Here is a 24,057-nt window from a genome sequence, read left to right as displayed (position 1 = left end):
GACGACGCATGCCTCGGGCCGATGCTCGCAGCGACGCGCCGGTGCACAGCCTGAACGGCACCTGGCGGTTCCGTCTGGCCCCCACTGCCGCGGGCACCGGCACGGCGTTCCTCTCCGCCGACTTCGACGACTCCACTTGGGACGTCATGCGCGTGCCCTCGCACTGGGTGCTGGAGGAGTTCACCCCGCTCGCCGGGGGACCGGTGCGCCGCATGCTGGGCACCGAAGAGGGTCCGCTCTACACGAACACGGCGTACCCGATCCCGCTCGACGCGCCGCGGGTCTCGACGGAGAACCCCACGGGCGACTACCGGCTGGTCTTCGACGTGCCCGCGGACTTCGGTCCCGCCGTCCTGCGCTTCCAGGGCGTGGACTCCTGCGCGAAGGTGTGGCTCAACGGGCAGGAGCTGGGCTGGTCGACCGGAAGCCGACTGCCGTTCGAGTTCGACGCACCGGTTCATGCCGGCCGCAACGTGCTGTGCGTGAGGGTGCACCGGTGGTCGGCGGGGACGTACCTCGAGGATCAGGACATGTGGTGGCTCCCCGGCATCTTCCGGGACGTGGAGCTCCTCGCGCGGCCCGACGGTGCCATCGACGACCACTTCGTCCACGCCGACTACGACGCCGCGTCCGGCCTCGGATCGTTGCGGGTGGATGCCTCGATCTCTGCTGTCGTCGACATCCCCGAGCTCGGCGTCCACGTGCCCGCGGGTCGGACCGTGACTGTTCCCGTGGAGCCGTGGAGCGCGGAACGGCCTCGCCTGTACCGCGGCACGCTGCGCTCCGACGGCGAGACCGTCGAGCTGGCGGTCGGCTTCCGGCGCGTCGAGATCGTGGACGGCGTCTTCAGGGTGAACGGGCGCCCGGTGACCTTCCGCGGCGTGAACCGGCACGAGCACCACCCCGAGCGGGGACGGTCCCTCGACCGCGACACGATGGTCCAGGACATCGTGATGATGAAGCGCGCGAACATCGACGCGGTGCGCACCAGTCACTACCCGCCGCACCCGGAGTTCCTGCGCCTGTGCGACGAGTACGGGCTGTGGGTCGTCGTCGAGGTCGACCTCGAGACCCATGGCTTCATCTACGAGGGCTGGATGCACAACCCGCCGGCGATGCCGGAGTGGCAGGACGCGGTGATGGACCGCCTGCGCCGCACGGTGGAGCGCGACAAGAACCACCCGAGCGTCGTCGTGTGGTCCCTCGCGAACGAGAGCATGACCGGCGACGGATTCGGCCGCATGCGCCGGTGGCTGGATGACCGCGACCCCTCCCGCGCTGTGCTGTACGAGCGTGACCCGAGCTACCGCGACTCCGACTTCTACTCCCTCATGTACCCGTCACTGGAGCTGCTCGAGCAGATCGGCCGGCACGAGGAGCCGCGCGGCGGCCGGCTCAGCATGCACGGCATGGTCTTCGACGGCGACCAGGAGCCGCTGCCCGAAGGCGTCACCGATGCCGACGAGTCGCGCCGCCGCGGCCTGCCGTTCCTGCTCGTCGAGTACGCCCACGCGATGGGCAACGGGCCCGGCTCGTTGCAGGACTACTGGCGCATCATCCGCGCGCATGACCGGCTGTGCGGAGCGTTCGTGTGGGAGTGGATCGACCACGGCTTCACCGCCGTCACCGACGACGGCGTGCCGTTCGTCATGCACGGCGACGATGTCGACTACGAGCCGCGGGGCGGGCGCTTCAGCCTGCACGGGCTGGTGTTCAGTGATCGCACCCCGACCCCTGGCCTCGTCGAGCTGGCCAAGGCTCACGAGCCGATCTCGATCGCCGTCGCCCCCGACGCGGTGCGCATCACGAACAGGCGACATCAAATCGACACGACGGAGCTCGTCTTCCGGTGGTCCGTCGAGTCGGACGGCATGGTGGTCGCCCGGGGGGAGGTGGACGTGCCGCCGATCTTGGCGGGTGCGTCGCTCACGGTGCCGCTGCCCGAAGCCGCAGCCGTTGCGCCGCGGACGGCCCGCGCCGACGAGCCGCCGAGAGGTGCGGCATCCGTCCTGCGCGATGTGGTGCTGACCGTAGAAGCCGCGCTCGCGTCGGACGAGCTGTGGGCTCCCGCCGGCCACGTGGTCGCATGGGGGCAGTACGTGCCGCCGTCTCCGGAGGTGAAGGCGGAGCCGAGGGCGGAGGCCGAGGCGCCGCAGCTCGTCGCGGGCACCGCGGGCCGCGCGCTCCCGGCCCCTCCGGGCGATGTCGCGATCTCGGACGGTGTCCCGCGCGCGGGAGAGATCGCGCTCGGCACCGGCCGGTTCGACGCGGCGACGGGACGACTCGTCCGCCTGGGCGACCTCGAGATCGACGGGCCGGTGCTCGACCTGTATCGCGCGCCGACCGAGAACGACCACGGCCAGGGCGACCTCAACGACATCGCGGCGGTGTGGCGCAAGACGCAGCTGCACCGGCTGCTGCATCGGGTGGACGACGTCGCCGCCGGCGCAGGGTGGCTGCGCGTCGCGGGCCGCACCGCGCCGCGGACGCACCCGCACGGTGTGCAGTGGGCCATGACGTGGACCGCCGACCGCGACGGGCTCGTGCTCGACGTGGATGTCGACTTCGTCGGTCCGTGGACCGACACGCCCTACATGCATCGCGACATCCCGGTGCCGCGACTGGGACTGCTGTTCGCTCTGCCGGAAGCCGCCGACCGCGTCACCTGGTTCGGGCGCGGACCGGGGGAGACCTACGTCGACTCCTTCGAGGGATCGCGTCTGGGGCGTTTCGCACGCACGATCGATGAGCTGCAGGTGCCGTACCCGGTGCCGCAGGAGAACGGCAACCACGTGCAGACACGCTGGCTCGAGGTGGCCGGTCGCGGCATCCCCTCGCTCCGCGTGGAGGGGCGTCCCGAGTTCGACTTCACGGCGCGTCGCTGGACCTCGCAGGACCTCGACCGCGCGGGCAAGCCGCACGAACTCGTCGACTCCGGCCGGGTCTGGCTCAACATCGATCACCGGCAGCAGGGCCTGGGTTCGGCATCCGTCGGCCCGGCGCTCCCGGAGCGATACCGCGTGCCCCGCGAGAGCACCTCGTGGAGCGTGCGCCTCGAGGCACACTGACCCGGCCCCAGCGGCGGCGACGCACGGCCCGCACCGGCACGCGCGTGATGTCAGGGCTACGGCCGCCCGACGAGCGAGCCGGGAGGCGCCGGGAACGGGCCTGCGGGGTACAGGTCGTCGGCCACGGCCTGGATGTCGCGGGCCATCGGCAGCCGGATCGTCGACAGCTGGCGCCCGTTGTACCGGGCCCGGAACACGTCGCCCGATCCGACGGCGTTACCCACCCACACTGCGGTCGTCACCCGCGTGCTGGACTCCACGAGCCACGTCTGGAGCTGCTCGTGGGTTCCCGTCTTGCCGAGCAGAGGCGTGCCGTCGTGGGGGTTTCCGCCCGATCCCGTTCCCCCCGGGGCCATGACGCCCTGCAGCGCGAAGGCCGCCGCCGACGCGACCTCGGGGCTGAGCACCGGCGCACACCGGTTTCCCGGAACGGGCAGCTCCTCACCGTCGGCGCTGACGACGCGCTCGATGATCCGCGGCACGCAGTGGACGCCGTTGTTCGCGACCGTCGCGAAGGCGGCTGCCATCGCCATGGGGGCGATGTTGTTGGTGCCGATGATCGCGGCCGCGCCGTCGATGTCGACCGGGTCGCCGGTGCCGCGGGTCACCCCCATGCGCGTCGCGACCTCTTCGATGTCGCAGAGGTCGAGCTTCTCGGCCATGCCCAGAAAGCCGCTGTTGAGCGACTGCGCGGTGAACTGCAGAGGCGTGCCGGTGTACCCCTGAACGCCTCCGAAGTTGCGCACCACGTGGTTCTCGCGATTGATCCACGTGCCCTCGCACCGATCCTGCAGTCGCGGGATCGCGCGCAGGCTGCCGTCGACGCGCTCGGACAGCGAATGCCCCTGTTCGAGCCAGTCGATGAGGGTGAACAGCTTGAACGTCGATCCGGTCGGGAAGCCGTCCGAGACGCCGTGCACGGCGTCTCCCGCGTAGACGAGCGACGTGTAGACGGGGTCGCCGGCGGCCAGATCGGCATCCTCCGTGAACCGGTTGTTCTGGCTGATCGCGAGGATCCGCCCGGTCGAGGCCTCGATGCTGACCGTCGCCGAGCCGAAGGCCATGCCGGGAACCGCCTCGGGGGCATACCGTCGCATCGCGTCCTGGGAGGCGTTCTGCAGCCGCCAGTCGAGGGTCGTGTAGATGTTCAGGCCCTCGCGCGTCAGCGACTGCCGGCGCTGCTGCGCGGTCTCGCCGAACGCGCTGGCGTAGTCCGGATCGAATCTCACCGTGTTGACGACGTACTGGCAGAAGAAGGGCGCGGCCGTCGCTGCGCAGCCCGTTCGCGCCGGCTGCAGGGCCGGGACGATCGGTTCGATGGCGGCGGCGACGTACTGGTCAGCGGTGATGCGCCCGTCCTCCCGCATCCGGTCCAGCACGTAGAGCTGCCGTCCCTTGGTGGCGCTGTAGGCGTCTCCGGCGGCGAGGTACTGCTCGCGGCTGATCGTGCCGTCGGCCAGCAGAGTGTCCAGACCGGCGAGGGTCCCCGGCGTGACGTCGTCGATCGAACCGTCGGCAGCCTTGTTGTACATCGTCCCGTCGGCACCCGTGATCGATCCTCCGGCGCGATCGATGCGGAACGTGTTGGGGTTCTGCACGATGCCCGCGAGCGTCGCGGCCTGGCCGAGCGTCAAGGTGGCCGCGGTCGTGCTGAAGTAATAGCGGGCAGCGGCCTCGATCCCGTACGTGGTGCCGCCGAAGTTGGCGATGTTGAGATAGCCCAGCAGGATGTCGTTCTTCGAGTACTCCTGCTCGATCTGCACGGCATAGCGGATCTCCTGGAGCTTGCGCTCGTAGCCGTCCACGCCGCTGGCCTGGGTCGCGTCGAGCCAGCACGCCTGCAGCACCTCATCGCGCGTCTGCGTCTGGGTGGCCACGGCGTCGCGCTCGCAGCGTTGCACCAGCACGTTCTTGACGTACTGCTGACTGATCGATGAGCCGCCCTGGGTCGACCCTCCCTGCGCGTTCTTGATCAGGGCGCGGGTCGTGCCGAAGATGTCGATGCCGCCGTGCTGGTAGTAGCGGGGGTCCTCCGATGCCAGGATCGCGTCGTACATGACGGGAGCGACCTGGCTGAACTCCACGGGCACGCGGTTCTGGTCGTAGAACGAGGTCAGCTCGACATCCTGTCCGCTCGCGGGGTCGCGCGCATAGATGGTCGTGGGCAGCATGAGCCGGTCGATCTCGAGATAGCTCGGCAGCCCGTGGAAGAGCGACACCGCTCGGCCGGCTGCGTGTGCGGAGAGCGCGAGGACGGGAGCGAGCGGAGCCACGACGAGCAGTCCGGCGATCGCGCTGAGGGCCACGAGGCCGAACAAGCCACCCAGGACCCCGGCGAACGTGCGGGCATAGGGCCCGATCGGTGCCAGTGGAGAAACCTCTGGTGGCGGCTTCACGACAGCTTCCCTCGTGCGGTGGGTCACATCATCGCAGACCGCCTCGGTCGGCGCGAGAGGTGTTCAGGCGCCGAGCGCGGCGATATCGGTGAAGAGGGTGTCGGCGCCGACCTGGCCGCCCTTCAGCAGCAGCTCCAGGCCGTCCAGCCGTGGGTCGGCGGCGTGAGCGCGCAGCAGCACGACGTTGCCCCAGGGGTTGGCGGCGATCGACAGCGAGTCGACGCCGAGCAGGCGCGTGACGCGGCTCGACGTGTCGCCGCCGCACACGATCACCCGCCGGGTCGCGTCGGCGCCCACGGCCGCGGAGACGACGGATGCCGCGGACTCGGCGATCGCCGCCAGAACGGGTCGCTCGCCGGCGGCCCCGACGTCCGTATCGTCGGAGGTGAGCACCACGCCCCGCCCCGTGTGCAGCGCATCGACGACCTCCTCGACCACGACGCCGGGGTCGCGGAGGGGGAGAGGCCGCACGAGCCAGCCGGCGCGCGCCGCGGCATCGGCCTGCCGGCGGGTCTGGGCCGATCGGCTTCCCGACACGACGAGCACCGGCCCGCTCGATGTCGACCTCGACGGCACCGCCGGACCGTCGCCGGGGGAGGCGGCCGCGACACCGTGCGACAGGCCGCCGGAGCCGATCGCGAAGACCGGGGCGGGCAGTGCTGCGAGGGCTCGGCCGACGGCGACGACGTGGTCGTCGGTCAGCGCGTCGAGCACGACGGCCGCGTGCGGCGTGGCGCGCAGCAGCGCGGGAAGGTCGTCGTAGGCGACAACGGGGATCGACCCTATCCGCAGCGTCGTCTGCGCGCCGATATGCATCGCCAGGTCGGACTCCGTCATGGGCGTGGACGGGTGGTGCGCCATCGTGGGCTGGCGGTCCAGCCGGTACACCGTGCCCTGCTCGGCCGCGAAGTGGTGGCCGAAGAGCGTGTACCGCCCGAAGTCCGGCTGCGCGAAGAGCATGGGCACGGGGCGCTCGCCGAACGTCTCGCGGGCCAGTTCGATCACGCGCCCGAGGCTGCCCACGTGGGGAGCCGAGTCCGCGGTCGAGCAGGCCTTGTACTGCACCACCTGAGGCTCGAGCGCGGCGAACGAGGCGAAGACCGGTCGCAGCTCGGCGTCCATCTCGTCGGGCGCCAGGGAGCGCGCGATCCCGGCCACGCCGATGACGTCCACCTGCTCGGCCGCGCGGCGCAGCGCGGCGGCATCCGGAAGTCGTGTGAACAGCCGCCCGCTCCAGCCGCGGCGTGCGAACTGCAGCAGCGCGTCGACGCTGCCGGTGAAGTCGTCGCCGTAGAAGGCGACGCGGGCTCTAGACACGGACCGGCCCGAACAGCTCGGCGGCGCGGCGCAGCGCGGGAGACTTCTCGAACGCGTCATCGACGCTCTCGCCGCGGGCGGCAGACGCCCACGCCTCGCGCATGCTGGCCACACCCGCGGCCGCCCCGTCGGGATGACCGTGGATGCCGCCGCCCGCGAGGACCAGGAGGTCCGTGGTCCCCACCGCGGCGTAGGTGGCGTGGGCGAGCCCGCCCCACTGACCGGATGAGAGCACGGGGACCGTCGGCGTCAGACCGAGCAGCGGCTCGCGCACGGCGGCGATGGAGTCGAGCACCTGGTCGTCCGTCTCGTAGAACTTGTTGCTGATGCCGTTGGTGTGCAGGTGGTCGGCGCCGGCGAGGCGGGCGAGCTTCTGCCACGCACGGAACCCTATCCCGACCTGCTCCGAGCGTCCGAACGCCCCGAACATGGCGCGGTGCCCATGGATCGGCACCTCGCTGTGACGGCGCAGGAACTCCAGGCCCGCGAGGCCGACGAGGTTCACGCAGGCCATGACGCACGTGCCGCCCGCCGACACGACCAGGTCGTGGTTGGCTTCGAGGCGGCCGATGTCGTCGGTGATGTTGAAGGCGTACATGGGTTTGCGCCCGTGGCGGTCGGCGTAGCGCTCCAGCACCGGCATGACCGCGGCCACCCGCGCCGCCAGCGGCGCGGTCGGCCCGTTGCCCTGCAGCTCGTCGTCCTTGATGAAGTCGATGCCGGCTTCGGCCAGCTCTCCGACGACCTCGGCGAGCTCTGCCGGTGCCAGCCCGATGCTGGGTTTCACGATCGTGCCGATCATGGCGCCGTCGGGGCGGCCGACCAGGCGGCGCGTCCCCTCGACGCCGAAGGCGGGACCGGAGTAGCGCTCGGTGAACGCCGGCGGCAGTTCGAGGTCGACGAGGCGGATGGCAGCCAGCTCCTTGATCTCGAACAGGTTGCCGGCCACGGCGGCCAGGAGGTTCGGCATCGAGGGACCGAAGTTGTCGAGAGGGAAGCGCAGGCGCAGCCGCGCGCGGCGGCGGAGGTCGGGGTCGCCGACCGCACCGGGAAGGGGCGATGCGCCGGTCAGCGGCAGTTCGTCGAGGGACTCGACCTGGGCGGCGAATCGGGCGCGCAGGTCATCGGACTCGCGCTCGACGCGCACGAACGTGCCGGTGGACTGCTCGCCGGCCAGCACCTCCGCGGCGTGCTGCAGCGGAAGCGAGGTCTCGATGATGTAGGTCGCGGTGACGTGCTGGGGATTCATGTGCGTCACCACACCAGGGGAAGCCAGACAGACATCTCGCCGGCGCCGCGGTTGCCCCACGCGAAGTAGGGGACCAGGCGCACGCGCGCCGTCGTGAGCTCGGTGTCGGCGAGGTCGTCGTACAGGGCGTCGTCGTCGGCGCCGGGAAGGATGACGGCGTCGGTCTCCAGCGCCACCACCCGACGGCCGGCGATCTCGGCCTCGACCGGGGTGAAGGCCGCGCCGCGACGCACGGCGACCTGCTCGAGGGCCACTCCCTCCGGGAGATCCGCGCTCTCGATGCAGTACACCACCGGCCCGCGGCGGACCGCGACCTGGTTGGTCGCCTCCTCCGCGAGGCGATGGGCACGCAGCACCCGCACCGGCATCGGCAGCGTGAGCTCGACCACATCGCCCGCCGTCCACTCCCGCTCCACACGGGTGTAGGTGCCCGGCGCGCTCACCGCGACCGGCTCGCCGTTGACGGTGAGGGTCGCTCCGGACGACCAGCCCGGCACGCGCAGGTGCAGGGGGATGCCGCTGCCCGCGGCGCTCCCGCTGAGCGACCGACTCGACGAAGCGTCGGTCACGGTGAACGTCAGCCGCCCCGACCACGGGTACTCGCCGTCCTCGCGCAACGCCAGGCGACGGCCGTCATCGGTGGTGACGTCGAGCCTGCTGCCGCCGTACAGGTGCACGTAGAGCCCGTCCTCGCCGAGGGAGGCGGCGCGCTCGTGGAATCGCGCGAGCGTGCGGGCGATGTTGGGCGGGCAGCAGAAGCAGCTGAGGTACGGCTCCCGCAGGCGCTCGTCCGACGGCGGCGGAGGCGGCGTCGGGTGGATGGCGGTATCGCCCGGACGGCGCAGCGGGTAGGGGAGCTCGCGCACCTGCCGCAGCGGGTTGGTATAGAAGTACTCGGATCCTGCCAGGCTGATGCTCGAGAGCAGGCTGTTGAAGGCCACCTGCTCGATGACGTCGGCGTAGCCCGCGTCCGCCGTGAGCGACAGCATCCGCTCGCCCCAGAGGATCAGACCGATGTTGGCGCAGGATTCGTTGTGCGCCGTGGTGTGGGGCAGCTGGTACGCCCGCCCGTACGCCTGGTGCACGCGGCTGATCTGGTCCTGCCAGGGCGAGCCGTCGGGCGATGCCCCGTCGTAGAGCGCACCGGCTCCGCCGGTGATGTAGAGCTTGGTGTCGACGACGTCCCGCCACAGTCGCTCGAGCACCGCCTCGAGCTCCTCGTCGCCGGTCTCGGCGACCAGATCGGCCAAGCCCGCGTACAGATAGTTCGCGCGCACCGCGTGACCGGCCACGACCGTCTGCTCGCGCACCGGGAGGCGGTCCTGGTTGTCGTCGCCGCCTTCGAAGTCGTCGCGAACGCGGACGAAGGCCTCCGAGAGGCGGAGGTACTGCTCGTCCCCTGTCGCGCGGTACAGGTCGATGACCGCCATGTAGTGGGACGGGCAGATCGCGCTGCGCGCCAGCTCGAGCGGCTTGTTCGTCGCGAGATCCTCGAGGAAGCCGGCGGCTTTGCGCGCCGCATCCAGCAGGGTCGTCGATCCGGTGACCTCGTAGTGCCGCACCCCCGCGGTGATGAGGTGCCCCAGGTTGTACGTCTCGAAGTTGAAGCGGTCGGCCAGCTCGATCGCGTCCTGGTGGTTGCGCGTGGAGATGATCGTGGGCGTGTGCAGGTAGCCGTCCTCGCGCTGCACCGACGCGATGAGCCGCGCGACCTCTTCGATGCGCGCGGCGAGCTCGGGGTCGGGGTCGGTCTCGAGGCGCGCGATGGCGGCTTCCAGCCACTTGTAGAAGTCGCCGTCCATGAACGGCGGGCCGGTGTGCTCGCCCTGCGCGAGCCCGGCTGCGATCCGGAAGTTGGTCAGTCCGGGGCTCACGGCCGGGTCGGAGAGCGACGACCAGATCTGGGGGATCGTCACGTCGCGCGTGCGATCGTGGACATCGCCCCAGAAGCCGCTCTCCCATCGGGCGCTCGTGGCGCCGAGGGGTCGCAGCCGGGCATGCGCCCGGGTCGCGGTCGTGGCTGTCATGGCGGTTCCTTCCGGGGTGGCGTTCAGTCTCGTGCCGGTCGCGGCGTCGCGGCAAGCAAGGGACCGATGCGGTCAGACTAGACAGCGCTGAAAGTTCTCGCAACGCTGCATGGAAATGCAGTCTAACCACTGAATCGTCTCAAAGTGAATAGAATTTCAGTACTGACTGTTGACACACGTCGAATTCCTGCCTACTGTCGTGCTCGTACCTTTCACCCGCATGGTCGTCGTCAAGGAGGACGCTATGAACACACGCAGCAACCGTCGCCGCATCGCGGCGCTCGGTCTCGCCCTCGCCGCGGTCGTGCCGCTGGCTGCCTGCGCCGGCGGCAGCGGCGACTCGGGGTCTTCGGCAGCCGGCGGCGCCGGCGGCACGGACCCCGACGCGTTCACCATCATGACGGCGAACGAGAACCCCGTCCTGTCGGACGAGCTCGACGCGCTCGCCGAGGGCGCCTGCAAGGCGGAGAACGAGGCCCTGCCCATCGAGCACCAGAAGGTCGCGCAGGCCGACGTCGTCCAGAAAGTCACGCTGCTGGCCAGCCAGAACGCGCTGGCAACGCACACGATCGCCGGCACCGCGCTCATCCGTCCCGACGGTGACCTCGGCAAGGCGGGCCTGGTCGGCGACCTCAAGGCCGCTCTGGAGGACGCCGGCACGTGGGACAACGTGCTCCCGGCCGCGGCATCCACCGTCGAGCAGGTCTACGGCGGCATGTTCTCGATGCCGTACCAGTACAACATCGAGGGCATCTTCTACAACAAGCAGATCTTCGCCGACAACGGCATCGAAGAGCCCCAGACGTGGGACGACCTGGTCGACGCAGCCGCGACGCTGCAGGAGGCGGGCATCACGCCGATGACCGAGGCGGGTGCGAACGGCTGGCCGCTCACGCGCATCATGGGCATGTACATCTACCGCAACGTCGGCCCCGACGCGATGGTCGACATCCAGAACGGCGACGCGAAGCTCACCGACCCGGAGTACGTCGCCGGCGCCCAGGCGCTCGCGGACTTCGCTGAGGCCGGCTACTTCGGCGAGGGCTTCTCGACGCGCGACGGCGACACCTCCTCGAACATGTTCCTCACCGGCAAAGCGGCGATGACCTACGACGGCACCTGGCTGCTGAGCGCCATCAACGACCCGGAGCGCAACGAGATCGGCGGCGAGAACGTGGGCTTCATGCCGTTTCCGGCGGTCGACGGCGGCAAGGGCTCGATCGACCAGTACCCCGCGAACGCCGGCGCGCCGATGATCGTCAACGCCAAGCAGTTCGGCCCCAAGGTCCAGGACTGGATCAGCTGCATCGCCGAGAACTACGGGCAGCAGGCGCTCCAGGACGCGGGCGTGATCTCGGGTTTCAAGGTCAACGGCGAGGTCACCGACATCTCGGAGAACACCGCCGAGATCCAGGAGCGCATCGAGGGCATCGATGAGACCGTGCTGTGGTTCGAGGCCCTGTTCGACCCGAAGAGCAACTCCCTCGCCTCGACCAACGTCACGCTGCTGACCACGGGGCAGATGAGCCCCGAGGACTACATGGCCGACCTCCAGGCGAGCCTCGACGCCAACAAGTGACGACACCGTGCCGGCCTTCCCGTACGGCCTCGCGAGCCCAGCCCGCGTAGGCTCGGGGGAGGCCGGCACACTCCAGAAATCCCGGGAGAAGGCAACCGCCCGATGAACTCGATCTTCGGAGATCGCAAGACGATCTTCATCCTGCTGGCGCCCGCGCTCCTGCTGTACACGCTCCTCAAGATCGTGCCGGTGGCATGGTCCTTCGGGCTCTCGTTCTTCGAGGGCAACACCCTCCGCGGCTTCGAGTGGGTCGGCTTCCAGAACTTCGCCACCTTCTTCACCGACGGTGCCGCGCTGCAGTCCATGTGGGTGAGCGTCTTCTTCGCGATCGTCGCCACGATCGGTCAGGTCGCCCTCGGCTACGGCCTCGCCCTCCTCTACGTCTTCGTCCTGCGCAAGGGCTCGTCGTTCGTGCGCACCATCGTGTTCTTCCCGGCGATCCTCCCCACGGTCGCGGTCGCGCTGCTGTTCAAGAGCTTCGTGGCGGTCGGTGAGAACCAGGGGCCGGTCAACGACATCATCAACTTCTTCGGCGGCGAGAGCGTCGAGGTGCTCGCCTCGACCGCCGGCACCATGACGGTCGCGATCGTGATGACCCTGTGGGGGTCGATGGGCTTCTACGCCGTGCTGCTGTACGCGGGCCTGCTCGACATCCCCGAAGAGGTCATCGAGTCCGCCCGGCTCGACGGCGCGAACGGGCTGAAGCTCGTGCGCCACATCATCGTGCCGCTGTCGCTTCCGATCCTGCTGTCGTCGATCATCTTCAGCCTCAACGCGACGCTCAAGGTGTTCGACAGCCTGCTGGCCCTCAACAACGGCGGTCCGGGCACCTCGACCGCCCCGCTCACCCTGTACATGTACCGCACCGCGTTCGAGTACGCGGAGTACGGGTACGGCTCCACGATCGCTCTCGTGCTGACGCTGCTGTGCCTGGTGTTCACGCTCGCGATCTTCCGGTCGTCGCGGCGGAAGGCGGAGGTCTGACATGACCACGACGATGATGCCGACGGATGCCCCGGCCACAGTCGCCGTTCCCACACGCCGCAAGCCGGCCCCGAGCCGCGCCCGGCGCACCACGCTGCGACTGCTGCGTCGCGTGCCGGTGTGGATCGTCGTCGCGATCCTCATGGTGGTCGTGCTGTACCCGCAGGTGTGGATGGTGCTCGGCTCGTTCAAGACGCAGTCGGAGTTCCTCTCCAACCCGGCGCTGGCCCTGCCCGAGACCTGGAACTTCGACAACTACGTGATCGCCCTCACCAACGGGAACGTCGCGCAGAACTATCTGAACAGCATCCTGGTCACCATCCCCTCCGTGCTGCTGATCGTCTTCATCGGTGTCGCCGCGGGCTACGCGCTCGAAGTCATGATCTGGAAGGGGCGCAACGCCGTCCTGCTGTACGTGCTGGCCGGCATCATGGTGCCCGGCCAGATGATCCTGGTGCCGCTGTTCATCGTGTACTTCCGGATGGGCATCACCGACTCGCTGCTGCCCCTCATCATCACGTACACCGTCATGGGGCTGCCGTTGACGACGTTCCTCATGGCGACGTACTTCCGTTCCGTGCCGCGCGAGATCTTCGAGGCCGCAACGGTCGACGGCTCGGGCCCGTTGCGATCCTTCTTCGTGATCGGCATCCCGATGATGAAGAACGCGATCCTGACGGTGGGTCTGGTGCAGTTCTTCAGCGTCTGGAACGACCTGCTCATCGCCCTGACGTTCACAACCCGGCCCGAGCTCGCCACGATCCAGGTGGGCCTGCTGAGCCTGAGCGACGAGTACGGTTCGACGCAGTACGGACCGCTCTTCGCGGCGGTGAGCATCAACATCGTCGTGCTGCTGATCGTCTTCCTGACGCTGAACAAGAAGATCATGGCCGGCATGGCCGGCGGCGCCCTCAAGGGCTGAATCACTGGAAGGCTGACTGCATGTCTTCGTCCGCACCTCGCATCGCGTTCCTGCACACCGGTGCCGTCAACATCGGGCCCTTCGGCGCGCTGGCAGCCGAGTTCCTCCCCGGCGCGACGGTCGTGAACTACCTCGATGACCGCATCGTCGCCGACCTCGGGGATCCCGCGCGCGCCGATTCGGTGCCCGAGCGCATCGACGACCTGGTGCGCGCGGCGGCGGCGGGGGGCGCGGATGCCGTGATGTTCACGTGCTCGTCGATCTCCGAGCTGGCCGCGCCCGCTGCAGCGGCCGCGGGAGTGCCGGTGCTGCGCGTGGACGAGGCGATGGCCGATGCCGCCGTGCGCTCCGGGCGGCGGGTGCGGGTGCTCGCGACGCTGCCGACGACGTGCCGCCCCACCCTGGGGCTGCTGCAGGAACGAGCCGCCCTCGCCGGCGTGGAGCCGGAGTTCTCGAGCGAGGTCATCGAGGGCGCCTTCGCGGCTGTCGCAGGCGGCGACCGCGAGACGCACGACCGGCTGGTCGCTGCGGCCATCGTGCGGGGTGCGGCCGAGGCCGACGTCATCGTCTTGGCTCAGGCATCCATGGCATCCGCCGCCGACGCGGTCACCGTCGACGTGCCGGTGCTCACCAGCCCGCGCCTGGGCGTCGAGCGCCTCGCGGAGGCGCTCGGGGTGTGACGGCCTGGCGCCCCGGAGTGTGACGCCCGGCGGAGTCGCTCCGGGGCCGGCGCGGTCGCTCGGGGTTTCGACGCCTGGCGGAGCCGCTCGGGCGTATGGCGACTTGCAAGGTCGGCGCCTGGCGGAGTCGCGCGGAGTCTGTGGGGGTAGGGCCGCTCGGCGGCGGCGGGTCGATTCACGGCGGTGGATATCCCCGGCGGTGGGGTCGCAACTGGCCGGACGTTTCCCGAGTTGAGGAGTTGCGCCGAGATGAGGATGCCTCCGTCGTGGTTCGTCCTCATCTCGGGCGTCGTCCTCATTTGAGGAGTGCGCGCCCGGTCGGGCCCCGGGGGTCAGCGCTCGGCGAGAGCCTCCGCCGAGCGCACGTCGGTGACGAGGGTCGTGACCCAGTCGCCCGCGAGTGCGCCGTGGATCGCCTCGAGCTTGCGCTCGCCGCCGGCGATGCCGACGCGGCGGGGGATGCGCAGCAGGTTCTCGACCGTGATCGCGATGATGCGGTCGTCCACGGCGCCGCGCACGAGTGAGCCGTCGGTGCGGAAGATGCGGTGGCAGATGTCGCCGACGGCGCCCTCGTCCAGCAGGGCCTGCCGCTCCTCGGGCGGGAACGCGTTTCCGCTGGTGGCGAGCACATCCGACGGCTCGATGCTGCCGATGCCCATGATGGCCATCGTCAGCTCGTTCCAGTGGCGCGCGACTTCCTGCATCGAGGGGTCCCGCAGGAGGCTGTCGCGGATCGCCGGGTCTCCGACCACTCCAGGAGCCTGCACGTACACGGGCTCGGCGCCGAGGGTGCGCGCCAGCTCCCCGAGGATGCGATTGGAGTGGCTCTGTGCCTCCGGCGCGCCCACACCACCGAGCAGCTGCACGACCTCCGTCGCGCCGCGAACCGTGAAGGGCCGCATCCGGTCGACCATCGCGAGGATCGTCTGGCTCCACGATGAGACGCCGATCCGGTCGCTGCCGGACAGGGTCGCCTCGAGGTAGGCGGCGGCGCCGGCGCCGAGTGAGGCCAGCAGCTCGCCCTCGTCGGCGTCGGGATCGACGTCGACGACGACTGCCTCGGCCAGGCCGTACTTCTCCTCGAGCTGCTCTTCGAGCTCGGCGTAGACGCCCGGTGCGACGGTCACGATGGTGCGGACGATGCCCACCGATTCGGCCCGCTTGAGCAGACGCGACACCTTGGCCTGTGAGATATTGAGCGCAGCCGCAATGTCGGCCTGCCGGACCCCGCGCTCGTGGTACATGCGGGCGACCTTCGTGAGCAGGCGCACCTGCCCGTCGGCGGGCCGGGTGTAGGGCGTGAGTGGCACGGCGACTCCGATCGCGCGATTCGACTGACGATTCGCTAACGAAAGGATATTCACTCCGCGCGCGCAACGCCAGTGCGCCCCGACCGTTCGCCGGCGCCGACGCTCGCTCGTGCCCCACTGAACACGTTCACTTGCGCTGAACGTACGCCAGAAGGGGCGAAATGCGTACGTTCAGCGCAAGTCAAACGAGACAGCGGGGGCGGAGGGAGCGCCGCGGGCGGGCTAGGCGTTGACGGGAGTGGGCGCCGGCAGGGGCACGACGCGGGTGTGGATGCCGGGGGCCAGCGTCTCTTCTGGGGTCCCTTCCACATCGAGCACGGCCTCGGCTCCGACCGGCACCGTCATCTCCACGTGCAGGTCGCCGTCCTCGCGGCGCCAGGTGATCGCCGCCTCGCCGTACGGAGTGAGCTGCCGCGCCGACGCGGAGGTGAGCCCGCCGCCCGGGCGCGGGGCGAAGCGGATCCGCCGGTACCCGGGCTCCGCGGGCGCCAGGCCGGCGATCACACGGTGCATCCAGTCGGCGACTGCGCCGAGGGCGTAGTGGTTGAACGAGGTCATCTGCCCCGGGTTGACCGTGCCGTCGGGCAGGAGCGAGTCCCAGCGCTCCCAGACGGTCGTCGCCCCCTGCTCGACCTGGTACAGCCACGAGGGGCACTCGCGCTCCAGGATCAGGTCGTACGCCGCGGCGATCTGACCGCCCGAACTGAGCGCATCGGATACCAGCGGCGTGCCGACGAACCCGGTGGCGATACGGTTGCCTGCCGCATGCACGAGCTCGGCGAGCCGGGCGGCTGCGGCATCCCGCCTGTCCGGATCGGTGATCAGGCCGAACCTCAGCCCCAGCGCATACGCCGTCTGGGCATCGCTGGTCATCGTCCCGTCGTCGTGGACATACGCGCCCTCGAAGGCCGCGACGACCTCGTCGGCGAGCGCGTGGTACCGCGCCGCATCGGCCGACAGGCCCAGCACCTCGGCCATCTGCGCGACGGTCCGCGCGGACTTGGCGAAGTACGCGGTCGCCACGAGATAGCGGTCGGTCAGGGCGTCCGCCGGGTCGTCCGGCGGGGCGGCCGGGTCGAGCCAGTCGCCCAGCTGGAACCCGGTGTCCCACAGCCGCGACGGTCCCGACAGCCGCGCGAGCAGGTCGACCCATCGGCGGGCGCTGTCGGACTGGGCGCGCAGCACGCCCGTGTCGCCGAAGCGCTCGTAGAGGGTCCACGGCAGCAGGGTCGCGACGTCTCCCCAGGCGGCGCCGGGGCGCAGCGGCGTCCACTTGTCGACCGCGGGGATCACCGGCACGTACCAGGGCACCGTGCCGTCGGGAAGCTGCTCGATCGCGACATCCCGGAGCCACCCCGAGAGCATGCCCGAGACGTCGTACAGCGTCGCGGCGGTGGGCCCGAAGACCTGGATGTCGCCGGTCCAGCCGATGCGTTCGTCGCGCTGCGGGCAGTCCGTCGGGATGTCGACGAAGTTGCCGCGCATGCCCCAGACGACGTTCTGGTGCAGCTGGTTGAGGGCCGGATCGGACGACGAGAACCACCCGGTGCGCTCGAGGTCGGTGTGGTACACCCGGGCGACGAGCGCCCCGGCGGCGGCATCGGCATCGAGGTCGCCCGGCCAGCCTGACACCTCGACGTAGCGGAAGCCGTGGAAGGTGAACCGCGGCTCCCACTCCTCGACCTCGCGGCCTGCGAGCGTGTAGTTGTCGGTCGAACGCGCGGCGCGCAGCGGTCGGGTGTAGATCTCGCCGTCCTGCATGACCTCGGCGGTGCGCAGTGTCACGGTCGTCCCCGCCTGGCCTGACACGCGGATGCGCACGCGCCCGACGAGGTTCTGCCCGAAGTCGAGGATGCGCGAGCCGCTCGGCCCCGTCAGCACCGCGACCGGTCGCAGCTCCTGCGTGGCGCGCACCGGCGGGGCGGTCGGCGCGACGAGGGTGGCCGGATCGCGGTGGCGCTCCTGTACGCCGTCCCACGCGGAGTCGTCGAAGGCCGGCGTCGACCAGCCGCGCTGCTCCTCGCGGGCGTCATAGTCCTCCCCGTCGTAGAGGCCGCTCGCGATGATGGGGCTCGGTGCCGACCGCCACGACACGTCGGTCGCCACGATCTCGCGGCTGCCGTCGGCGTATGTCAGCTCGAGCTGACCGAGGAACGACTGATCGTAGCCGTAGACGTTGCGGAAACCGCCGCGCCAGCCGAGCCGGCCGCGGTACCACCCGTCGCCGAGCCACGCACCGATCGCGTTGGCACCGGGCTCGATGAGCTCCGTGACGTCGTAGGTGTAGTAGCGCAGCCGCTTCCCGTACACCGTCCAGCCCGGTGAGAGCGTGTCGTCGCCGACGCGCCGACCGTTGAGCTCCGCCTCGTACACGCCATGCGCGGTGGCGTACAGGCGGGCGCGCACCAGCCCTTCCCGCGCCTCGAACCCGCGGCGCACCAGCGAGGGGCGACGCTCGTCGGAATGCGGGTTCTCATTCCGGAACGATCCGACGGGTCTTGCGACCCAGTCGGTCGGCTCCAGCAGCCCCGCTTCCAGGGTGGTGGGAGCGGATGCCGCCGACCAGGCGCCATCGGCCCCGCGCACCGCCACGCGCACGGTGACGATCTCCCGCGAGCTCAGCGGCGCCGCGGGCCAGTCGACGAGCACCTGGTCGACGGAGTCGACGACATATGTCGTCGTCTCGACGCCTCGGGTCACCTCGATGGAGTAGCCCGTCTGACGCCACCCCGACGGAGCCGAGGAGATGCGCCACGAGAGGCGCGGCATCCGTTCCCCGATGCCGAGCGGCTCGCGGTGGTGTTCGATGCGGGGGGCGTCGACGATGACGGACATCCGTACCCTCTCTGACAGATTCGAAACGTTTCATTCGAAACGTGTACAGTGAGTGTCGCATCGATTTCGAAACGTTTCAAGCCGTGGCATCCTCGGGGTCGACGTGCGGCACACGGAGGTACGGGCATGCGGATCGGAGTGACGGGCAGCGGCGGCAAGCTCGGACGTGCGACGGTGGAACGGCTGCGCGCCGACGGTCACGACGTCATGGGATTCGACCTCGCCGGAACACCCGGGCCCGGATTCACCCGAGTGGACCTCACCGACTTCGGGCAGGCGCTCGACGCGTTGCTGTCGGTGACCGCGCGCCATGACGGGCTCGACGCGCTCGTGCACCTCGCGGCGATCCCGGTCAACGGGCTGGTGCCGGATGCCGCCACGTTCCACAACAACGTCACGGTGTCGTTCAACGCGCTGTTCGCCGCCCACCGCGCCGGCATCCGCACGATCGTCTTCGCCTCGAGCATCACGGCGATGGGGTTCCCGTTCGACCAGGCGCCCCCGTTCCTCCCGGTGGACGAGACGTACACGAGTGCCAACAACACGTACGGCCTCGGCAAGGTCGCCGAGGAGGCCATCGCGGCGCAGCTCGTGCGCTGGACGCCGGACGCCTCCATCACCGCGCTGCGCTTCACGAACGTCGTCGCGCCCGACGACTACGCCACCTTCCAGCGCGCGGGGGAGCCGGACTATCGCCGGGACCTGGTCGGATCGTGGGTCGATGCGCGGGACGGCGCCAAGGCGGTCGCCCTGGCGCTCGGCGCCGCACGGCCCGGTTTCGAGATCTACAACGTCGCGGCTCCGGAATCGGGCAACGCGGCGCCCTCCCGCGAGCTGGCGGCGCGCTGGTTCCCCGGCACCCCGATCGCCGACGACCTGGGCGAGTTCGAGTCGTTGATGTCGTCGCGCAAGATCCGCGACCGCCTCGGGTTCGCTGCCGAGCACGATTGGCGCTGACGTGTCGCGCGAGCACGCAGGCCCCGGGCCGCGGCCGGGAATCCGGCAGGTCGCCGCGCGAGCCGGCGTCGCGGTCGGCACCGTCTCGGCGTACCTGAACCACCCCGACCGCGTGTCGCCCGAACGCGCGCGGCGCATCGCCGAGGCGATCGACGAGCTCGGATTCGTGCCTTCCAGCGCCGGCCGTCAGTTGCGGCTGGGCGTCAGCAGCCTCATCGGGTACCTCTCGCCCGACGTCAGCAACCCGCATTTCAGCGAGATCGCACAGGAGGTCGAGTACCGGGCGGAGCGACTGGGCATGACGGTGTTCTTCGCGCACTCGCACGGCGACCGCGAGCGCGAGGATGCGTACCTGGAGGCGTTCGAGCAGCGACAGGTGCGCGGTCTGCTGGTCTCGTCGTTCCAGCCGATCGAGGACCGCCTGGCCGCCATGCGGGAACGTGGTACGCCGTCGGTCCTGGTGGGGCGGCGGGCGTGCGACCCGCGCCAGCCGTCGGTGTCGATCGACGACGTGTCGGGCGGGCGGCAGGCCGGGGAGCACCTCGTCGGGAACGGATGCCGTCGCCTGGCGTTCGTCGGCGGTCCACTGCCGGTGCAGCAGGTCGCCGACCGACTCGAAGGGGCACGGCAGGCCGCGGGTGCGGCAGACGCTGCGCTGGAGGTCATCGAGGTCGGCGAGCGGTCGATCGCCGCCGGTCGCGCCGTCGGGGCGGCGCTTGCCGCGCGGCCTGCCGGCGAGCGGCCCGACGGCGTCTTCGCGGCGAACGATGTGCTGGCGCTCGGCATCCTGCAGGCTCTCGTCGGCGGCGGGGTCGCGGTGCCCGCGCAGCTGGCGCTCGTGGGCTACGACGACAACGAGTTCGCCGAGGCCTCCCTCATCCCTCTCACCAGTGTGCGTGCACGGCACGAGGACTTCGGCGCCGCCGCCGTGGACCTGCTCTTCGACGCGATCGAGCGCGGTACGAGCGGGACGCACGACGGCCCCGCCGCCCGCGTGTTCGAGCCTCAGCTGATCGCGCGGGCGAGCTCACGCCGCACGCCCTGAAGCCGGCACCCGCGCGCCCGCCCGCCCGCAATCCGGATACGACATCGAAGGAGAACCCCGTGTCCCACCCGCAGCCGCACGAGCTGTATCGCCCCCTCGAGCTGGCGTTCGAGGGCACCGCCGTCATCCCCGCCGACCGCACACCGCTCACGCTTCGGGCACGGCACGTCGAGTCCGTGGTCGAACGTGTCGTGGCGGGGTTCTGGGACGGCGGGACGACCTATCGGGTGCGGTTCGCGCCGGATCTCGAGGGGGAGTGGTCGTACACGAGCCAGAGCGAGGATGCCGCGCTCGCCGGCCACGCGGGCAACTTCCTGGTGGGACGCGGCTCCGAGCGCGGGCCTGTCCGCGTCGCTGATCGCTTCCACTTCGCGCACGCCGACGGCACGCCGTTCCGCCCCGTCGGTGGCACGGCGTACAACTGGCTCCACCAGAACGAGCCGCTGTTCTCCGACACACTGGACGCCCTGGCCGGTGCCCGGTTCAACAAGCTCCGGTTCATGGTCTTCCCGCAGGGCGGCGGCTACATCGAGCACATCCCGACGCTCATGCCGTTCGAGAACGCCGACGGCCATTGGGATGTCACGCGTCCCGTCCCCGCCTTCTTCCAGCGACTCGACCGCGCTGTCGAGCTGCTCGGGGAGCGCGGCATCCAGGCCGACGTCCTCATCTACAACGCGTATGACCGGGGCCAGTTCGGGCTCGACGCGCTCACCGAGCAGGAGGATGCCGTGTACCTGCGGTACCTCGTCGCGCGCCTGGCCGCCTACCCGCACGTGTGGTGGTCGCTGTGCAACGAGTTCGACCAGCTGGAGCGGCCGGCCGACCGCTGGGACCGCACCGGCGCGCTCCTGGCCCAGATCGACCCATACGATCACCTCCGCTCGATCCACAACTGGATCGAGCTCTACGACAACAACCAGCCGTGGGTGACGCACGCCTCCATCCAGAACGGCGCCGCCACGACGGAGTTCGGCCGGGCCAACCTGTATCGCGACGTCTACGGCAAGCCGGTCGTGCTCGACGAGATCAAGTACGAAGGCGACATCCCGGAGCGCTGGGGCCACCTGGATGCGCCGCAGCTGGTGCACCAGTTCTGGATCACCACGGTCGCCGGCTGCTACGCCTCGCACGGCGAGAGCTTCGTGACCTCGTCGGGCAGCCTTCACATGGTCGAGGGCGGCGCTCTCCGAGGCGAGTCTCCGGCGCGGCTGGCGTTCCTTCGCGGCATCCTCGACGACATCGATGGTGCCGGTCTGGATCCCATCGACAAGTGGGACGATCCCAGGTATGTCGCCGGCATCCCGCGCCGCGTGTACCTGCAGTACCTCGGCCGCTCCGCTCCCGCCACGTGGTCGTTCCGGCTGCCCATCGGCGTACCGGGCGAGCGGCCGCAGCCGGGCGACCGGTTCCAGGTCGACGTCATCGACACCTGGAACATGACCGTGACGCCGGTCGGCCGCCTCTTCATCCTTGACGACGTGCAGCGCAACGACGCGTTCGACCGATCCGCGGCACCGGTGGAGCTGCCGGCGGGCGAGGCGCTCGCGTTGCGGATCACCCGCGTCGAGGACTGAGCAGTGGCCGATCCGAGCTCATCCGTCGATCGCCTGAGCGCGTGGCGCCGCGGCCCACGACTGGGCACGGCGTACTACAACGAGTACCTGCCCGACCCGGGCCGGCTGCAGATCGACCTCGATCTCATGACGGATGCCGGCATCACGTGCATCCGCGTGGGCGAATCGGTCTGGTCGACGTGGGAGCCGCGAGACGGCGAGTTCGAGCTCGAGTGGCTCACTCCGGTCCTCGACGGCGCCGCGGCGCGGGGCATCGACGTCATCCTCGGCACGCCCACCTACGCCGTACCGCCGTGGCTGGCACACCAGCATCCTGAGCTCGCGGTGGTGCGCCGTGACGGCTCCCGCGTGCCGTGGGGCGGCCGGCAGGAGGCCGACTACACCTCGGAGGTCTTCCGGGGTTACGCGGAGCGGGTGATCCGTGCGGTGCTCGGCCGGCATGGGAGGCATCCGGCGATCATCGGGGTGCAGCTGGACAACGAGGCCGGGCTGCACCTCATCCACAACGACGACGTCGTGCGCAGGTTCCGGCAGTGGCTCGCCGAACGCTACGGCGATGTCCAGACGCTGAACCGCGCATGGGGACTGACGTACTGGTCGCACCGCATCGGTTCGTGGGACGAGCTGTGGGCGCCTGCCGGCAACACCACGCCCGCCTACGACCTCGCGTGGCGGCGATTCCAAGCCGAGCAGACCGCCGACTTCATCGGCTGGCAGGCGGGCATCGCGCGCGAGCTGGTCGCGGACGAGACGTTCCTGACGACCTGCATCGCCTACCAGCGTCCCGGGATGGACGACGTGGCGGTCGGCGCGCGCCTCGACATCGCAAGCGGCAACGCCTACTACCTCGCCCAGGACGCGCTGGACCTCGACCGTGAGGGCGCGGGCGGCCAGTGGTACGCCGACGACGTGCCGCAGCTCATCCTCATGGCCGACCGCATGCGCGCCACGCGGCAGGGGCCCTTCCTCGTCACCGAGACCGGTGCCGCCTCGATCGGCCCGGCCTGGCTCACCCGTCCGCCGTATGACGGCCAGCTCGCCCAGGCGGCGTGGCTGCTGGTCGCGCGCGGCGCGCGTCTGGTGTCGTACTGGCATTGGCACACCCTCCATTCGGGCGCCGAGGTGCACTGGGGCGGCATCCTCGGGCATGATCTGCAGCCGGGCCGCATCCACCGGGAGCTCGCCGCCGTCGGCGCGCAGTTGGAGGCGGCGGGGAAGTGGCTCGCGGACGCCGAACCCGACGCCGACGTCGGCGTGGTGTACGCGCACGACAGCGAGTGGGTCACCGCGTTCGAGCCGCCGCTGGCCGAGGGAGCGGGTGGCGATGGCGGGTCGTACGGCCGGATCGTCGGGGTCTTCGGGCGCGCGGCGGTCGACGCGGGGCTGCAGGTGGGATTCGTGAACGAGCGGCAGCTGCCCGAGGCCGCGGAACTCGTACGACGGTATCCGGCGCTGGTGGTCGCGGGGCTCGTCGCCGCAGCCGACCGCACACTGGAGACCCTTGTCGAGTATGCGCGGCTCGGCGGCCGGCTCATCGTCGGCCCGCGCACCGGCCACGGCGATGACGAAGGCCGCGTGCGCGCGGTGACCGCACCCGCCACGGTCGGCCCCGCAGCCGGCATCCGGTACCGGGAGTACGCCGCGCTCGCCGAGTCCGTGCCCGTCGTCCGCGAAGGCGAGGTGATCGGCACGGCTCACGGCTGGATCGACGGACTCGAAGCCTCCGACGCCCAGACGCTCCTGGGCTTCCGGCACGAGCTCTTCGGCCGCTGGGCCGCGGTGACCCGGCGCGAGGTGGGCTCCGGGGCGATCACGGTGGTCGGAACGCTGCTGGACCGCGCGACGCTCGCGCAGGTCGTGACGGATGCCGCCGGCGCGCCGTCCGTCGCCGGTCCGTTGCGCGCGCGGCCGGGCACCGTCACCGCCCACTCGCTCGCCGGTCCACGCGGCCGGGTCTGGATCGTGCACAACTGGTCGCCGCGGGGCTGCACGGTCGTCCCGGCGCGGGACGCGGCATCCGTCATCGACGACACCGTGCACCGTGCGGGCGTCGAGGTCGCGCTGGGACCGTGGGACGTGCGCGTCTGGCGCGAGGCCTGAGTCCTGCCCGG

Annotated in this window: 15 protein-coding genes; 9 read left to right on the top strand and 6 right to left on the bottom strand. The window is 70.5% G+C overall.

All coding sequences use genetic code 11. The features are described from left to right. The first annotated feature begins 8 nt into the window (after positions 1–8). Positions 9–3,068, top strand: coding sequence for a glycoside hydrolase family 2 TIM barrel-domain containing protein (locus tag C9992_RS08695; protein ID WP_235008133.1), 3,060 nt, complete (start codon positions 9–11; stop codon positions 3,066–3,068). Between the two features lie 56 nt (positions 3,069–3,124). Here the strand turns inward: C9992_RS08695 and C9992_RS08690 are convergent, their stop codons facing one another. The 4 genes from C9992_RS08690 to C9992_RS08675 all read right to left on the bottom strand — a co-directional run bounded on the left by C9992_RS08690 (position 3,125) and on the right by C9992_RS08675 (position 10,057). Beyond that, positions 3,125–5,464: a transglycosylase domain-containing protein gene (locus C9992_RS08690; RefSeq protein WP_235008131.1), complete on the bottom strand. Its 2,340-nt coding sequence runs from the start codon at positions 5,462–5,464 to the stop codon at positions 3,125–3,127. Between the two features lie 63 nt (positions 5,465–5,527). Continuing rightward, the gene (locus tag C9992_RS08685) at positions 5,528–6,781 is read right to left on the bottom strand and encodes a four-carbon acid sugar kinase family protein (protein WP_235008129.1); all 1,254 of its coding nucleotides are present in this window, start codon (positions 6,779–6,781) and stop codon (positions 5,528–5,530) included. Continuing rightward, positions 6,774–8,030: a RuBisCO large subunit C-terminal-like domain-containing protein gene (locus C9992_RS08680; protein WP_106815338.1), complete on the bottom strand. Its 1,257-nt coding sequence runs from the start codon at positions 8,028–8,030 to the stop codon at positions 6,774–6,776. Before C9992_RS08680 ends, C9992_RS08685 begins: the two co-directional genes overlap by 8 nt. Positions 8,031–8,035: 5 nt before the next feature. Further along, the gene (locus tag C9992_RS08675; protein ID WP_106815162.1) at positions 8,036–10,057 is read right to left on the bottom strand and encodes a glycoside hydrolase family 127 protein; all 2,022 of its coding nucleotides are present in this window, start codon (positions 10,055–10,057) and stop codon (positions 8,036–8,038) included. 244 nt (positions 10,058–10,301) lie between these two features. On the opposite strand from C9992_RS08675, the gene C9992_RS08670 reads away from it, so the two are divergent. From C9992_RS08670 to C9992_RS08655, 4 genes are all read left to right on the top strand, one after another. Beyond that, a complete protein-coding gene (locus C9992_RS08670) occupies positions 10,302–11,636 on the top strand; it encodes an ABC transporter substrate-binding protein (RefSeq protein ID WP_106815161.1) in 1,335 nt (444 codons plus the stop codon). Positions 11,637–11,738: 102 nt separating this feature from the next. Beyond that, positions 11,739–12,620, top strand: coding sequence for a carbohydrate ABC transporter permease (locus tag C9992_RS08665; RefSeq protein WP_106815160.1), 882 nt, complete (start codon positions 11,739–11,741; stop codon positions 12,618–12,620). Position 12,621: 1 nt separating this feature from the next. Next, positions 12,622–13,542: a carbohydrate ABC transporter permease gene (locus tag C9992_RS08660; RefSeq protein WP_106815159.1), complete on the top strand. Its 921-nt coding sequence runs from the start codon at positions 12,622–12,624 to the stop codon at positions 13,540–13,542. 20 nt (positions 13,543–13,562) lie between these two features. Continuing rightward, positions 13,563–14,222, top strand: coding sequence for an aspartate/glutamate racemase family protein (locus C9992_RS08655; RefSeq protein WP_106815158.1), 660 nt, complete (start codon positions 13,563–13,565; stop codon positions 14,220–14,222). 332 nt (positions 14,223–14,554) lie between these two features. Here C9992_RS08655 and C9992_RS08650 read toward each other — a convergent pair whose 3' ends face one another. After that, on the bottom strand, positions 14,555–15,532 hold the full coding sequence (locus C9992_RS08650) for a sugar-binding transcriptional regulator (RefSeq protein ID WP_106815157.1): 978 nt from the start codon (positions 15,530–15,532) through the stop codon (positions 14,555–14,557). Positions 15,533–15,754: 222 nt separating this feature from the next. Then, the gene (locus C9992_RS08645) at positions 15,755–18,367 is read right to left on the bottom strand and encodes an alpha-L-rhamnosidase (protein ID WP_106815156.1); all 2,613 of its coding nucleotides are present in this window, start codon (positions 18,365–18,367) and stop codon (positions 15,755–15,757) included. 126 nt (positions 18,368–18,493) lie between these two features. On the opposite strand from C9992_RS08645, the gene C9992_RS08640 reads away from it, so the two are divergent. Genes C9992_RS08640 through C9992_RS08625 form a run of 4 tightly spaced genes read left to right on the top strand, consistent with a single transcriptional unit; the run spans position 18,494 to position 24,046 of the window. Then, on the top strand, positions 18,494–19,324 hold the full coding sequence (locus C9992_RS08640; RefSeq protein WP_106815155.1) for an NAD-dependent epimerase/dehydratase family protein: 831 nt from the start codon (positions 18,494–18,496) through the stop codon (positions 19,322–19,324). Between the two features lies 1 nt (position 19,325). Further along, positions 19,326–20,369, top strand: coding sequence for a LacI family DNA-binding transcriptional regulator (locus tag C9992_RS08635; RefSeq protein ID WP_200826267.1), 1,044 nt, complete (start codon positions 19,326–19,328; stop codon positions 20,367–20,369). Positions 20,370–20,428: 59 nt separating this feature from the next. After that, the gene (locus C9992_RS08630; RefSeq protein WP_106815154.1) at positions 20,429–21,946 is read left to right on the top strand and encodes an apiosidase-like domain-containing protein; all 1,518 of its coding nucleotides are present in this window, start codon (positions 20,429–20,431) and stop codon (positions 21,944–21,946) included. Positions 21,947–21,949: 3 nt separating this feature from the next. Further along, the gene (locus C9992_RS08625; protein ID WP_106815153.1) at positions 21,950–24,046 is read left to right on the top strand and encodes a beta-galactosidase; all 2,097 of its coding nucleotides are present in this window, start codon (positions 21,950–21,952) and stop codon (positions 24,044–24,046) included. The last annotated feature ends 11 nt before the right edge of the window (positions 24,047–24,057 follow it).

The organism is Microbacterium timonense, assembly GCF_900292075.1.
Taxonomy (GTDB): domain Bacteria; phylum Actinomycetota; class Actinomycetes; order Actinomycetales; family Microbacteriaceae; genus Microbacterium; species Microbacterium timonense.
The sequence above is the reverse complement of the archived record's forward strand: the minus strand, read 5'-3'. Positions and strand labels throughout refer to the sequence as shown.